Consider the following 14,993-nt stretch of genomic DNA (forward strand, 5'->3'; position numbering starts at 1 on the left):
CTCAGATAAAAAACGGCAGGTTACCCTGCCGTTTTTTTTATGCCTTCTATTCCGTGAGACCGAGCCGCGTCAGAAAGCCGTGTATGCCTTCGCGTTTCAATAAGGCGTCCAGACGCCTCTGCTCTGGCTGAGTCATACTCTCCAGCGTCTCAATAATGCCCGGAGACAGGTTTGAAGAGGGTTCACTGTATGAAGCGGTGACCTCAGCGAGATGGTAAACCGCCTGACGGTTACGGATCGCCGGAAGGCTCATAATATGTTCCTTCACGCGCGCATCAATATGAATGAGCCGTGCGCGACCCCCCTTCACGCCGTTGAGGCCTTCGGTTTTCCATCCCTGCTGGCGTATCCAGCGATTAACCGTTTGTCTGGCAACGCCCAAACTCTCCGCCAGCTCTTCCGTGGTCATTTTGCTACGTAATTTTTTCATATCAGTTCTGATCGCGAATCCCTAAACGTTGCAACAATCCGGTAATCCCTTCCCGCATTAACAGCGATGTCATCTGCTTCTGCTCTTCCGGCGTCATTTCATTGGCCAGCGTCAGGAGCAGCGTGTGAAGCGAACTATCATGACTGATGCCTTCTGGCAGTTCGGACGTTTCAGTTGCCCGACGTGCGCTGCGGATAAAGTCACGGACTTTTTCGTTCACATGTACCAGGCGAGCTTTCCCGCCCTGGACGCCTGGTTTTGGTGATGTAATCCAACCCTCTTTGCGTACCCATTTATTGATGGTCTGGCGGCTATAGCCAGTGAGGAGGGCTAACTCTTCTGGCGTCATTCGTTCCTTGATCATGCAATTTCCTGAATATCAGTGGGGTTAATTAACGGCTCATTTTATAGCACCGTTTTACGTGAAAACGTGACAGGCTTAACTCCTGACTGCGAGCAGGCTCGCAAAGTGATTCATTTGCATGATTTTTCGGCGATTGAATGGCTGGGATTGATTTTGCCGTTGACACTCCGCGGCGGAATTCATATTATGCCGCCCGTCAACATGACAGCTTTACGATGGGGCTATAGCTCAGCTGGGAGAGCGCTTGCATGGCATGCAAGAGGTCAGCGGTTCGATCCCGCTTAGCTCCACCAAACTCTGAACCCAACAGAGTGCGGTCAGTAAAGTCACATGTGGGGCTATAGCTCAGCTGGGAGAGCGCTTGCATGGCATGCAAGAGGTCAGCGGTTCGATCCCGCTTAGCTCCACCAAAATTGTAAACCCTCGTCAAAAGACGAGGGTTTTTTTTATGTGTTTGTAACACCCGCCACCGTATTTTGTTATCAAAAAGAAGGTATTCCCGTACCTCACCTCAATCGACATCAATAAACCAGTCTAAAAATAGACTTGAACTTGATTCGCGCAATTAATAAACCTATTATCCATCCGGTCAATAATTCTCTCGGAAAATAACGCCCAGGTTAATGAATAGAAAAACTTACAATAATGTAAAGATATTTATGATTGCTCTGGCTTTATGCCTGATTGCGGTACCTGTCTCCCGTTATCTCTCTCCCCGCGCAATTGTTAATGGTCACGACGTTTATTTAGCATGGTTACCTTTAAGCGTAATGCTGGCGGTAATTCTGCTATTTGGGCGCAGGGCTATTCTTCCCATTTTGTTAGGTTTTACTGTCACTAATTTATTCTATGTAAATTTAGCACCGCTACAATATTCAGTATTACTGTTCTGTCAGACCTTTGCGTTGTTCGCGGCGTGCGGCCTTCTGCGCATCATGCTGGGTAAGCGTTGGCGCTACTCCATCCCTAACAAGCACATCGGATTGCGGATATTCTGGCTCGGTTTTATGGTGCCAATAGGGATTAAGCTGTCGATGTATTTGGCGGGCTATTTGTTTGATTTTCCGGTGACAATTTCGACCTTTTTCGGCGAAGGGACGGTAATTTATAACGTTGTGGATATACAAAGCCTGATATGTGCGGCATTGATTTTTACCATGATGTTCTATTACCCGTTAAGAATGATAATTAATCCTCGTTATGCAATAAGTTTCTGGCGACGAAGCGTGAAGCCCGTGTTTTTTCACAAGAATTCATTATATATTTTTGCCTGGCTGGTGCTATTAAGTTTCATTCTCGTCATTTTATGTGGTCCTTTTGAATCTCCCGTCATTGCGGGCTATTTGATGCCGCTGATTTTTATTCTTTTTACCTTAGCGATAAGCCGACTGACCTATGCGTTGATTTCTCTGCTGTGGGCTGTATCTGCGCTCCTGCTGTTGACCTACAACTACAACTTCCTTAACGGGGTGGAATCGGGCCATTCGCTCTCTTTTATTCTGTCCGTGCTTATCTCATTCGCGATCTGTCTGCTTTACATGTCGCGCATTTATCAGCGCAGCGAGTGGCTTAAGCGGGGCTGGCAGGGGAGGGCGCTCACCGATCCGCTGACCGGATTGCCCAATATTCGTGCGCTGGAGGATTATCTTGAGATTCACCCGGATGCAAAAGTGAGCATTCTGCGTATGGATAACCTGGAATTTTTGAGCCGCCATTATGGGATCCTGATGCGGGTCCATTGCAAACGTACGATCGCCACGTCGCTGCAGCCTCTCCTGCAAAAAGATGAGACGCTCTTCCAGCTTCCCGGAAGCGAGCTTGTGCTGGTATTACTGGGCCCGGGAACCGCTGAGCGCCTCCAGCATATGGTTGATCGACTGAACAGCCGTAAGATTTTTTGGAACAACACCGGGCTGGATATTGAATTCGGTGCGTCCTGGGGAATGGTCGAAAACGGCGAAAAACTGCACCACACGCTGGGGCAGCTGAGCTGGCTGGCCGAGCAATCCTGCGGAGCAGCAAACAACGTGCTTGCGCTCACGAATAGCCTCGAGGCGGCATCAGGGCAAACGACAGAGCGAGTCCTGATGCTGGCGCGGATTAAGCATGCTCTGGAGGCGGGCCAGTTCCATTTATACGCGCAACCGATCCAGAAGGCGGACGGGAGCGGCTACTACGAAATTCTGGCGCGTATGGAGAGCGAGGGCGAGATCTTCACTCCTGACCGCTTTATTCCGTTGATTGCCCAGTTCAACCTCAGCCACCGGTTTGATATGTGCGTCATGGAGAAATTACTGCTGTGGCTGCGCGATCACCCTTCAACGCAGGCTGGCGCTCGTTTCTCCGTTAATCTGATGCCGCTTACGCTGATGCAAAAAGAGGTGGCGTCCGAGATTTGTGCGCTCTTTGAACGCTACGGCGTTGCGCCTCAGTCCGTCGTGATTGAGATTACCGAAGAGCAGGCCTTCTCAAATTCAGGCAGCAGCATCCACAATATTCAGCAACTGCGGGATTACGGTTTCCGGATTGCTATAGATGATTTTGGTACCGGCTACGCCAACTACGAGCGCCTCAGACGCCTGCAGGCAGACATCATTAAAATTGACGGCTGCTTTATTAAAGACATTTGTACCGATGATATGGATGCGATGATCGTGCAGTCGATGTGTAATCTGGCGAAGACGAAATCGCTGTGCGTCGTAGCGGAATACGTCGAAACACCGGCGCAGCGCGAGATGCTGCTTCGCTTCGGCGTGGATTACCTGCAGGGCTACCTGATAGGCAAACCCAAACCGCTGGAAGAATTGCGGGCATAAAAAAACCGGGAGCCAGGCTCCCGGTTTTTGTTTAACGCTAAACGTTAGAGTACCAGTGCCGCGATAGAAGCAGACAGGACGCTCACCAGCGTAGAGCCGTAAACCAGCTTCAGGCCAAAGCGAGAAACCACGTTGCCCTGTTCTTCGTTCAGACCTTTAATCGCGCCCGCGATAATCCCGATGGACGAGAAGTTCGCGAAGGAGACCAGGAACACGGACAGAATGCCTTCCGCGCGCGGAGAAAGCGTGCTGGCAATTTTCTGCAGATCCATCATCGCAACGAATTCGTTAGAAACCAGTTTGGTTGCCATGATACTGCCCACCTGCAGCGCTTCGTGAGCCGGAACACCCATCACCCAGGCAACCGGGTAGAAGATGTAGCCCAGAATACCCTGGAAGGAGATACCCAGCACCGCGGCGAACAGGGCGTTCAGCGCAGAAATCAGCGCAATGAAGCCGATCAGCATGGCGGCAACGATAATCGCCACTTTGAAACCCGCCAGAATGTACTCACCCAGCATTTCGAAGAAGCTCTGGCCTTCGTGCAGGTTTGACATCTGAATGTTCTCTTCGCTTGCGTCAACGCGGTACGGGTTGATCAGCGACAGAACGATAAAGGTGCTGAACATGTTCAGAACCAGCGCCGCAACAACATACTTTGGCTCCAGCATGGTCATATACGCGCCCACAATAGACATGGAAACGGTAGACATTGCGGTTGCCGCCATGGTGTACATGCGGTTGCGGGACATTTTGCCGAGAATATCTTTATACGCGATGAAGTTCTCAGACTGACCGAGGATCAGGGAACTGACGGCGTTGAAGGATTCCAGCTTGCCCATGCCGTTCACTTTGGATAACAGGAAGCCAATTCCACGAATAACGAACGGCAGAACGCGGATGTGCTGCAGAATACCGATCAGCGCGGAGATGAAGACGATAGGGCAGAGAACCTTCAGGAAGAAGAACGCCAGACCTTCATCGTTCATTTTACCGAAGACAAAGTTGGTCCCTTCATTGGCGAATCCGAGCAGTTTTTCGAACATTTCGGAGAAGCCTTTCACGAAGCCGAGGCCTACATTGGAGTTCAGGAAGAACCACGCAAGTAAAACTTCAATGACCAGCAGCTGGACAACATAACGGATACGAATTTTTTTGCGGTCTGTGCTGACCAGCAATGCAAGTGCAGTAACGACAACAAGTGCCAGGACAAAATGAAGGACGCGGTCCATATTTGCTCCAAATATGAGGCAGGTTTAATTTTCGTGCACATTCTATGTAACAAGCGAAAAGAAAACGAGATCGAGGACACACTATAGTTACATCCTGTGACGAGTCTCAAAAATAGTGATCCACAATACATTTTTGTTATGTTAGGTAAATGAGTGAAAAGTTAAGTTTGTGTGCTAGTCTTCACAAAAGCGCGCGCGATTTTAGTTTCTGTTAGATCGCCCCACTTACCCGCCCGTCTATCGTTCAAAGCTATCAGAGAAATCACTGTAAACAGCATAAATGATCTTGATAATCATTCTCATTTTGATAGCATTAAACATAGCAAAGGCTATATTTCAGAGGCAGAAATGACAAACAGTCGCGTAGAGGGTAGCAGTGGCAGAGCCGCGCGCAAGTTGCGGTTCGCATTAATGGGACCTGCGTTCATCGCTGCCATTGGCTATATCGATCCAGGTAACTTTGCGACCAATATTCAGGCCGGGGCCAGCTTCGGCTATAAGCTGCTGTGGGTGGTCGTCTGGGCTAACCTGATGGCGATGCTGATTCAGATGCTCTCCGCAAAGCTGGGGATTGCCACGGGTAAAAACCTGGCGGAGCAAATTCGCGACCATTATCCGCGTCCGGCCGTCTGGCTCTACTGGGTTCAGGCGGAAATCATCGCCATGGCCACTGACCTCGCTGAATTTATCGGTGCAGCGATCGGCTTTAAGCTGATTCTGGGCGTGTCGCTGTTGCAGGGGGCGGTACTGACCGGGATTGCCACTTTCCTGATCCTGATGCTGCAGCGTCGGGGTCAAAAGCCGCTGGAGAAGGTTATCGGCGGTCTGCTTCTGTTTGTCGCGGCGGCCTATATCGTCGAGCTGATTTTCTCACAGCCGAATCTGGTGCAGCTCGGTAAAGGTATGGCAATACCAAGCCTGCCAACCTCGGAAGCGGTGTTCCTGGCCGCCGGGGTATTGGGGGCGACCATCATGCCGCATGTGATTTACCTGCACTCCTCGCTGACCCAGCATCTCCATGGTGGAACGCGCAAAGAGCGTTACTCCGCCACCAAATGGGACGTGGCGATTGCCATGACCATCGCGGGGTTTGTCAATCTGGCGATGATGGCTACCGCAGCCGCCGCTTTCCACTTTAACGGCCACACCGGTATTGCCGATCTCGACCAGGCCTATCTCACGCTGGAGCCCTTACTGAGCCATGCTGCCGCCACGATATTTGGTCTCAGCCTGGTGGCTGCCGGTCTCTCTTCTACGGTAGTGGGCACGCTGGCAGGCCAGGTGGTGATGCAGGGGTTTGTCCGCTTCCATATTCCGCTGTGGGTTCGTCGCTCCGTCACCATGCTCCCGTCATTTATCGTGATTCTGATGGGGCTTGATCCTACGAGAATTCTGGTCATGAGCCAGGTGCTGCTGAGCTTTGGTATCGCGCTGGCGCTGGTGCCGCTGCTGATCTTTACCAGCAACAAAACCCTGATGGGCGAACTGGTTAACTCAACGCTGGTGAAACGGACCGGGTGGGCCATCGTGGTGGTGGTGGTGGCACTAAACCTGTGGCTGCTTATTGGCACCGCATTGGGGCTCTAAAAGAAAAAGGAGCCGGGAGGCTCCTTTTTGTATTAATGGTGACCGTGGCCATGACCGTGGCCGCGTCCTTTCCCGCCGCGATCCCAGCCGCCGCGACGGTCGTCACGATCGTTCCAGCCTTCACGGTAGCCGCGCTCATACGCGTTGTCTTTATACCAGCCGCGGTGTCTGCCGTTATCATGTTTCCACCAGCGGTCTCCGCGCCACTCATAGTGACGGTTCCAGTAGTCACGGTCGCGCCAGTAGCCACCGTCCCAGTATCTGCCGTAGTCGTCACGATCGCCAATTTGTAATTTTACTGATGGCAACAGGGTGATTTCGCCCGCATTGGCGATCAGCGGGGCTGAAGCCAGTAATACCGCTGCAAGAATCAGTGACCTGAACATACTCTTTCTCCTTCACGATCGGGGCCCTTGTGGGGCCTGTTAACGCAATATTACGAGTTGGTAAAGCCTCGTTTCATCGCCTCAACTCCGAATTCCTGAGCGAGAGCACTTTTTGCTAAAAGTGATTCTATTTTGAGCTGTTCAGAATCGTGTCAATACGGACAAGTTCTTCCGCAGAGAAATGGCGGTTTTCCAGCATCCCCACGGCATCATCAATCTGGGCCGTTTTACTTGCCCCAATCAGCACTGACGTCACGTTCTCATGGCGTAATACCCAGGCCAGCGCCATCTGGGACAGCTTCTGACCGCGCTCTTCCGCAATGGCGTTCAGCTTTCTTACCTTCTCCAGCTTCTCTTCGGTGATCTGGTCAGGGTTCAGGAACTGACTGCCGCTTGCCGCGCGTGAGTCTGCCGGAATGCCGTTGAGATAGCGGTTGGTCAGTTGTCCACCGGCCAGCGGTGAGAAGGGAATGCAGCCGACCCCTTTTTCCTGCAGCACGTTTAGCAGTCCCTCTTCCGGCGCACGTTCAAAAAGGGAGTATTTCGGCTGGTGGATCAGGCAGGGCGTACCGAGATCGTCAAGGATATCAATCGCCTTGCGGGCCAGCTCCGCAGGGTAGTTGGATAACCCGACATACAGGGCTTTTCCCTGGCGCACCGCATGGTCAAGCGCTTTCATGGTTTCCAGCAGCGGCGTTTGTGGGTCAGGACGGTGATGATAGAAGATATCCACATACTCCAGCCCCATGCGCTTCAGGCTCTGATCCAGGCTTGCCAGCAGATATTTGCGTGACCCCCAGTCGCCGTAAGGGCCATCCCACATGGTATAACCTGCTTTGGTAGAGATGAGCAGCTCGTCGCGCCAGGGCAGGAAATCCTCCTGCAAAATACGGCCGAAATTACGTTCGGCCGATCCCGGCGGCGGGCCATAGTTGTTGGCAAGGTCGAAATGCGTAATGCCCAGATCGAACGCGCGCTGTAAAAGTTGACGGCTGTTTTCGATAAGCGTGGTGTCGCCAAAGTTATGCCACAGCCCAAGCGAGATGGCGGGCAACCTGAGTCCGCTTTGCCCGCAGCGACGATACTCCATTGTCCGATAACGATTTTTGTCCGGCTGATAACCCATTCTCATCACCTCTGGCGCTGAAGAAAAAATCAGTGTATGCGTTTACATTAACGCGAAAAAAAGCAGCATAGCGCAGCCTTTTTTGTAAAGCATTCTTTCCATGATCTTCTTATCGCCAATTCTGGACAGTCATCACGCTTATTTAATACTCAAGGTGAGGTCAACATTAGAAGGATACCTGTTCATGCGTACCCCATACTGCGTCGCCGATTACCTGCTGGACCGTCTTACGGATTGTGGAGCCGATCATCTGTTTGGCGTGCCGGGCGACTATAACCTGCAGTTTCTCGACCATGTGATAGACAGCCCGGATATCTGTTGGGTGGGCTGTGCCAACGAGTTAAACGCCTCCTATGCCGCGGACGGATATGCCCGATGTAAGGGCTTTGCCGCGCTGCTGACGACATTTGGCGTAGGAGAGTTAAGTGCGATGAATGGCATTGCGGGCAGCTACGCTGAGCACGTTCCGGTACTGCATATTGTGGGCGCGCCGGGTACGGCGTCACAGCAAAGAGGGGAGCTGCTGCACCATACGCTGGGCGACGGTGAGTTTCGTCATTTTTACCATATGAGCGAACCGATCACCGTTGCACAGGCGATCCTGACCGAACAAAACGCCTGTTATGAGATTGACCGGGTATTAACTACCATGCTCCGGGAGCGTCGCCCCGGCTATCTGATGCTGCCTGCGGATGTGGCAAAAAAAGCCGCCACGCCTCCTGTAAACGCTCTCACTCTCAAACACGCGCATGCCGATAGCGCCTGCCTGAAAGCGTTCCGGGATGCCGCTGAGAACAGGCTGGCCATGAGCAAGCGTACTGCGCTGCTGGCCGATTTCCTTGTCCTTCGCCACGGCCTGAAGCATGCCCTACAGAAGTGGGTCAAGGACGTGCCGATGGCACACGCCACCATGCTGATGGGTAAAGGCATATTTGACGAGCGTCACGCCGGTTTTTACGGCACCTACAGCGGTTCGGCGAGCGCCGGTGCGGTAAAAGAGGCGATTGAAGGGGCAGACACGGTGCTGTGCATCGGGACGCGATTTACCGATACCCTGACCGCCGGCTTCACGCATCAGCTAACCCCGTCACAAACAATTGAAGTTCAGCCTCATGCCTCACGCGTCGGTGACGTCTGGTTTACCGGCATCCCCATGCTTCAGGCAATCGAAACGCTGGTAGAGCTGTGTAAACAGCACGTGCACGATGCGCCGGCACCGTCGTCTCAAAGCACGATTGAATATCCGCAGCCGGATGGCTCGCTGACGCAGGAGAATTTCTGGAAAACGTTGCAGACGTTTATCCGCCCTGGAGACATCATCCTTGCGGATCAAGGCACCTCGGCCTTCGGCGCGATCGACCTTCGTCTTCCGGCTGATGTGAATTTTATCGTCCAGCCGCTGTGGGGATCGATCGGCTACACCCTGGCCGCAGCGTTTGGCGCGCAAACCGCCTGCCCAAACCGGCGCGTGATTGTGCTGACTGGGGATGGCGCAGCGCAGCTCACCATCCAGGAGCTTGGCTCTATGCTGCGGGATAAACAACACCCGATTATTCTGGTCCTTAACAACGAAGGGTACACGGTGGAAAGAGCGATCCACGGGCCGGAACAGCGATATAACGACATTGCGCTATGGAACTGGACGCAAATCCCGCAGGCCCTGAGCCTTGATCCTCAGGCCCAGTGCTGGCGGGTCAGTGAAGTGGAGCAGCTGGCGGATGTCCTTGAGAAAGTGGCGCACCACGAGCGGCTCTCGCTAATTGAGGTGATGCTGCCGAAAGCCGATATCCCGCCGCTGCTGGGGGCGATTACTAAAGCGCTGGAAGCGCGCAATAGCGCCTGATTACTTGTCGTTTCGCCAGGCCATCATCATCGGTTTGCCCGCCAGCAGGAGCCAGGCGGGCAACATCACGATACAGAGCAGGGGGAAAAGCGTCGAATCGGGTACCACTACCGCCGCCATAAACAGGCTGAGCCAGGCGTCACGCGTGACCACCAGAACCAGCCCCAGAATAGAGCAGGAGACGGTAATGGCCGCAGGCACCGCATCGACGTGTTCGTGCAGCATCAGCCCCAGCGCTACGCCGACAAAGACCACCGGGAAGATGCGTCCACCGCGAAAACCGCAGGCTGCAGCCACCACCAGCGCGGCCAGCTTAATCACGGCAAACAGCAGATAGTCGGAGACGCTAAACACCTGGCTGAAGGCCAGCTGCTGCATCTCGTCCAGACCTTTGAACAACGTCACCGTCCCGCCGATTGCCCCTAAAATACCGAGGATCAAACCACCGGCCCCCAGAACTAACACCGGATGTTTGAGTTTATGCATCAGGCGGTGCAGGCGAGGAAGACACCATACCGCTACCATTCCCAGCGCGATGGCGATCGCGACGACGATGGCGCCGCTGAAAATATCGGCTATCTGCATCTGGCCGTAGTGGGGGAGAGAGAGTGAGAAGTGGGGATGGAAAAACAGGCTGGTCGTCAGCGCGCCAGCGGCTGCTGCCATCAGCGGAGCAAAGAGTTTATCCCACAGCGGGACGTCGTTATTGCTGCTGAGCGTCTGAGAAAAGATCAGTGCGGCAGCGACAGGCGTGCCGAAAAGTGCCCCGATGGTGCCTGCGGAGGCGAGGATGGTCCAGTCCAGCGCGCCGACGCGGGGCAAAATGCGTGAACCGAGGAAAACCGCCAGGCCAATATTCACCGCCATAATCGGATGCTCCGGCCCCAGGCTGACGCCGCCGGCCAGACCGATAATCAACGCAATGAGCAGTCCGGGCAGTGCCGAAGGGGGAACCGGGGCGCCAATCAGCGGTTCCTGCGCCGGATCGGGGCCGGCATGGCCGGGACTGAAACGGATCACCAGGCCTACCGCAATACCGGTTAACGTCAGCATCACAACGATCCAGGCAGGAGAATCAGCATTGACGCCCAGTTTTGTCGGAAGCGCTGTCCATAACATGGCTTGCAGCACCGACGCGACTTTCATCACGACAATGAGCACCAGACTTGAGGCCACGCCAATAATTAGCGCCGGAATTGCCAGCAACAGCATGGTTCTGGCTCGCGGGTGGAGCATGATGATTTCCTTGTACAAAACGGTATTACGTTACTTTGCACATTAAGCTTTATGGCAATAGTGCAAAAGGTGCTGAAACGGTAAAGTTATTCTGTGACGAAGATCGATAATCCATGGGCATTCACCTTATGGCCGTTGTTGTTATCACGCCTTGAATTTACAGTGTCCCAAAGATTTATTTTGACTTTAGCGGAGCAGTAGAAGAATGACAAAGTATGCTTTGGTAGGTGATGTGGGCGGCACGAACGCGCGCCTCGCATTGTGCGATGTTAGTAGCGGTGAGATTTCCCGGGCGAAAACCTATTCCGGGCTGGATTATCCAAGCCTTGAGGCCGTTGTCCGCGTCTATCTGGAAGAGCATCAGGTGAGCGTTGAAGACGGCTGCATCGCGATTGCCTGCCCGATAACCGGCGACTGGGTCGCAATGACCAACCATACCTGGGCATTCTCCATCGCCGAGATGAAAAAAAACCTCGGTTTTTCGCATCTTGAAATCATCAACGATTTCACCGCGGTGTCCATGGCGATCCCAATGCTGAAGCCAGAGCATCTGATCCAGTTTGGCGGCGCTGAACCGGTCGAAGGCAAGCCGATTGCGGTTTACGGGGCCGGTACCGGCCTCGGCGTCTCGCATCTGGTGCATGTTGCTCAGCGCTGGGTGAGCCTGCCGGGTGAAGGCGGCCACGTAGACTTTGCGCCAAACAGCGAAGAAGAGGGCATTATCCTCGAAGAGTTACGCGCTGAGATCGGCCATGTCTCCGCCGAGCGCGTCCTTTCAGGTCCGGGGCTGGTGAATCTGTACCGCGCGATTGTGAAATCAGACGGTCGTCTGCCGGAAAACCTGCAGCCGAAAGACGTCACCGAACGCGCGCTGGCGGACAGCTGCATTGACTGTCGTCGTGCCCTGTCGCTGTTTTGCGTGATCATGGGACGTTTCGGCGGCAACCTGGCGCTGACGCTGGGCACCTTCGGTGGGGTCTACATTGCGGGCGGGATTGTACCGCGCTTCCTCGACTTCTTTAAAGCCTCGGGCTTCCGCGGCGGGTTTGAAGATAAAGGGCGTTTCAGAAGTTACGTGCAGGACATTCCGGTTTATCTGATCGTGCATGACAACCCGGGGCTGCTGGGTTCCGGGGCCCATCTGCGTCAGGTTCTCGGTCAAATCCTCTGATGCAGAGCCCTCTCCCGCGGGAGAGGGCCTTTTCTTTACAGGTGCATCAGCTGACGAAACTCTTTCACCTTGCTGCGGCTTACCGGCACCTGAAAATCCAGATCCTTCAGACGCAAAATGTAGGTGTTGTTAAACCACGGTTCGATCTCGCGGATCTTATTTAAATTCACGCAAAACGACCGGTGGCAGCGGAAAAAGTGGGCAGTCGGCAGCTTGCTGCAAAACTCGGTGATGTTCATCGCCATCACGTACGATTCCCGCCGCGTATAGACAAACGTCATCTTTTCGTGTGCTTCGGCGTAATAGATATCGTTAACCGGCGTCACGATGATGCGCTCGTCTTTGACCAGATTAATGGTGTCGTTTTCCCGTACAGTCGGGGTGGCGCTAGCGGGAGCGGTCTGCTGCTGCCATGCGGCCTCCAGCTTTTGCAGCATGCTGACAATCCGCGACTCCTGATAAGGCTTAAGAATATAGTCAAACGCCTCCAGCTCGAAGGCCTCTACGGCGTGCTCTTTCCAGGCGGTAACGAACACAATAAACGGCTTATGGGCAAACTGATTGATGTTTTGCGCCAGCAATACGCCATCCAGCGACGGGATATTGATATCCAGGAAAATCGCATCGACCCGGTTATGCTGCAAAAATTTCAGCACGTCCAGACCATCATCAAACGTGCCCACAATCTCCATCTGGCTGTGGGTTTTGATAAGCCAGGTGAGCTCCTGCTGAGCCAGGAATTCATCTTCTACGATGATAACTTTCATGGGTTACTCCACCTGGGGCAACAGTGATGTCGTTGTATGCGCGAGAGAGCGCTCATTCGGGACGTAAAAAGCAATTTCGGTGCCCGGCTCAAGACGTTGAATATGCAGCCCGTCGCCGTAAAGCAGCTTGACCCGGTGGTGCACGTTCAGCAGACCGATTTTATTCCCCGGCATCTCGTTAGACTCCACGCGCTCAATGACTTTTGGATCAATCCCGTGGCCGGTATCGCGCACGGCAATCCGCACCCGGTTGCCGCTTTCGGTGACGCTAATGGTGACGACGCCTTTGCCTTTACAGGGCTGAATACCGTGAACAATCGCGTTTTCGACCAGCGGCTGAATAAGCAGGCTCGGGATCACGCAGTTGACCTCTTCATCAATATCGTAAATGACCGTGAGCTTGTCGCCAAAGCGGGCCTGCTCAATAGCGATGTAGTCCTTGATCTGATACAGCTCTTTTTTGATGTCGATATGCTCGTCATCTTTCAGCTCGATGTTGTAGCGCAGATAGCGCGACAGGTTAAAAATCAGCTGGCGCGCGGTGTCCGGATTAAGGCGAATGGACGAGGAGATAGCGTTCAGCGCGTTAAACAGGAAATGGGGATTGATTTTACTCTGCAGCGCGCGCAGTTCTGCCTTATTTGCCATCTCGCGCAGCTGTTCCGCCCGCGAAACCTCAAGCTGGGTGGAGATTATCTGCGACAGGCCGATGGCCATCTCCTGCAGCGTCGAGGTGATCTGATGCGCGTGGCAGTAATAAATTTTCAGCGTGCCCGTCACGACGCCTTTCTCCCACAGCGGGATGACCAGCATCGAGTGAATTTCCGGCGTTCGGTGGGCTTCATCATTGTTTTTAATAATGATTTTACCGTAGTTAATCGCCTGTCTGGTGGTCGGGCTTATGGTGTCATCGTTGTCGCGATAGTTGTGCTCCCCGACGCCAACGTAGGCCAGCACGTGATCAATATTGGTGATGGCGACGGCGTCAGCGTGGATGTCATGGCGAATGATCTCGCAGACCTGACGCAACGATTCCGCGTTCACGTGGCGGAAAAGCGGCAGCGTTTTGTTGGCGATATCCAGCGCCAGCTTGGCCTGACGGGCGGCGCTGGCCTCTTTTTCCCCTTCAACGCTTTGCACCAGCAGCACGATAAAACCGATGCACACGCTGCCCAGGATCATCGGAATACCGATTTTCGAGACGATATCCAGCCCCAGCTCGGTGGTGGGAGCCCAGACGACGACCAGGATCATGGTCAGCGTTTCGCACACCATGCCTGCGACGATCCCGGCGCGCCAGCGCTGTTTTTTCGGGATTTTGCGGCTGATCCAGCCGGAAAGCACCCCGGCGATAATGCTGGTGATAAAGCACGGCACCGCCGTTACGCCACCGATATCAATCAGATAGCGGTGCGTCCCGGCAATCAGGCCGGTGATAACGCCCACCCACGGACCAAACAAAATCCCGCCGGACATGACGGCGATAATGCGCACGTTAACCAGCGAACCCTCTACCGGCACGCCGGACCAGGTGCTGAACAGGGCGAACAGCGAAAAGATGGCGGTAACGGCCAGCAGCTCTTTTGGCGAGTGGGCTGATTTGTGCAGCAGCTCGCGAAACAGGCGAATGCGAATGAGGAAGAACAGGCAAATCAGCATTAATGCCGCACGGTCAAAAACCGCCAGCAGCATAGTGAATATTTCGTGCACGAGTAGACCTGGGAAAACGGGAAAGAACCATGATAAAAAACCTGGCGCGTATTGACCAGCTATCCGTCAGGTTTATCAAATGAGGAAAAACCATAATTTTGAAAGGGGATTATCTGGCGATGACCGAGGCGTCCTGTTTTTTACTTACCGGCGCATCGTCAGGTAACTGGTTTGATATCATCCTGTTAAATAACAGCTATCAGACAGCCGTTCCCGAAACAGGGGCTTCCGCTTTTAGGCGCAGCCGAGTTCCGGTTTTCAGACGATCGCTTTTTTTTCATTTCCCTCTCGACAGCATGATTTTTTTCAGGTTATTTTCTAAACA

General features: G+C 53.6%; 12 protein-coding genes and 2 tRNA genes. 6 read left to right on the forward strand and 8 right to left on the reverse strand.

The annotated features are described in order from the left end of the window. Positions 1–46: 46 nt before the first annotated feature. Positions 47–430, reverse strand: coding sequence for a YfeC-like transcriptional regulator (locus UR289_RS10680; RefSeq protein ID WP_033146144.1), 384 nt, complete (start codon positions 428–430; stop codon positions 47–49). 1 nt (position 431) lies between these two features. Next, the gene (locus UR289_RS10685; RefSeq protein ID WP_094934563.1) at positions 432–794 is read right to left on the reverse strand and encodes a YfeC-like transcriptional regulator; all 363 of its coding nucleotides are present in this window, start codon (positions 792–794) and stop codon (positions 432–434) included. 217 nt (positions 795–1,011) lie between these two features. Between UR289_RS10685 and UR289_RS10690 the strand changes: the two genes are divergently transcribed. From UR289_RS10690 to UR289_RS10700, 3 genes are all read left to right on the forward strand, one after another. After that, positions 1,012–1,087, forward strand: a tRNA-Ala gene (locus tag UR289_RS10690). Positions 1,088–1,128: 41 nt separating this feature from the next. Further along, positions 1,129–1,204: transfer RNA gene (locus UR289_RS10695), tRNA-Ala, on the forward strand. Positions 1,205–1,417: 213 nt separating this feature from the next. After that, positions 1,418–3,610, forward strand: a complete 2,193-nt coding sequence (locus tag UR289_RS10700; protein WP_064672928.1) for an EAL domain-containing protein — start codon at positions 1,418–1,420, stop codon at positions 3,608–3,610. A 44-nt stretch (positions 3,611–3,654) separates the two neighbouring features. Here UR289_RS10700 and UR289_RS10705 read toward each other — a convergent pair whose 3' ends face one another. Then, a complete protein-coding gene (locus tag UR289_RS10705; protein WP_008501591.1) occupies positions 3,655–4,842 on the reverse strand; it encodes a NupC/NupG family nucleoside CNT transporter in 1,188 nt (395 codons plus the stop codon). Between the two features lie 348 nt (positions 4,843–5,190). On the opposite strand from UR289_RS10705, the gene UR289_RS10710 reads away from it, so the two are divergent. After that, positions 5,191–6,429: an Nramp family divalent metal transporter gene (locus UR289_RS10710; RefSeq protein WP_033146141.1), complete on the forward strand. Its 1,239-nt coding sequence runs from the start codon at positions 5,191–5,193 to the stop codon at positions 6,427–6,429. A 32-nt stretch (positions 6,430–6,461) separates the two neighbouring features. On the opposite strand, the gene UR289_RS10715 is transcribed toward UR289_RS10710, so the two are convergent. Together UR289_RS10715 and mgrA are read right to left on the reverse strand one after the other, a co-directional pair. Further along, positions 6,462–6,815, reverse strand: coding sequence for a DUF2502 domain-containing protein (locus UR289_RS10715; protein WP_023308717.1), 354 nt, complete (start codon positions 6,813–6,815; stop codon positions 6,462–6,464). A gap of 127 nt (positions 6,816–6,942) precedes the next feature. After that, on the reverse strand, positions 6,943–7,941 hold the full coding sequence (gene mgrA / locus UR289_RS10720) for an L-glyceraldehyde 3-phosphate reductase (RefSeq protein ID WP_094935819.1): 999 nt from the start codon (positions 7,939–7,941) through the stop codon (positions 6,943–6,945). 184 nt (positions 7,942–8,125) lie between these two features. Here mgrA and ipdC point away from each other — a divergent pair, with 184 nt between their 5' ends. Next, positions 8,126–9,784: an indolepyruvate decarboxylase gene (gene ipdC / locus UR289_RS10725; protein WP_320710049.1), complete on the forward strand. Its 1,659-nt coding sequence runs from the start codon at positions 8,126–8,128 to the stop codon at positions 9,782–9,784. On the opposite strand, the gene UR289_RS10730 is transcribed toward ipdC, so the two are convergent. Continuing rightward, positions 9,785–11,020, reverse strand: a complete 1,236-nt coding sequence (locus UR289_RS10730; protein ID WP_047060687.1) for an ion channel protein — start codon at positions 11,018–11,020, stop codon at positions 9,785–9,787. 205 nt (positions 11,021–11,225) lie between these two features. Here UR289_RS10730 and glk point away from each other — a divergent pair, with 205 nt between their 5' ends. Further along, the gene (gene glk / locus UR289_RS10735) at positions 11,226–12,191 is read left to right on the forward strand and encodes a glucokinase (protein ID WP_023308713.1); all 966 of its coding nucleotides are present in this window, start codon (positions 11,226–11,228) and stop codon (positions 12,189–12,191) included. Between the two features lie 35 nt (positions 12,192–12,226). Here glk and UR289_RS10740 read toward each other — a convergent pair whose 3' ends face one another. Together UR289_RS10740 and UR289_RS10745 are read right to left on the reverse strand one after the other, a co-directional pair. Beyond that, positions 12,227–12,958: a LytR/AlgR family response regulator transcription factor gene (locus UR289_RS10740; protein WP_048977832.1), complete on the reverse strand. Its 732-nt coding sequence runs from the start codon at positions 12,956–12,958 to the stop codon at positions 12,227–12,229. Positions 12,959–12,961: 3 nt separating this feature from the next. Then, complete coding sequence (locus UR289_RS10745) at positions 12,962–14,668, reverse strand: sensor histidine kinase (RefSeq protein WP_320710052.1); 1,707 nt, start codon at positions 14,666–14,668, stop codon at positions 12,962–12,964. Positions 14,669–14,993 lie beyond the last annotated feature (325 nt).

The sequence above is a fragment of the Enterobacter sp. 302C9 genome (assembly GCF_034106085.1).
In the GTDB taxonomy this organism is placed as follows: Bacteria; Pseudomonadota; Gammaproteobacteria; order Enterobacterales; family Enterobacteriaceae; genus Enterobacter; species Enterobacter asburiae_B.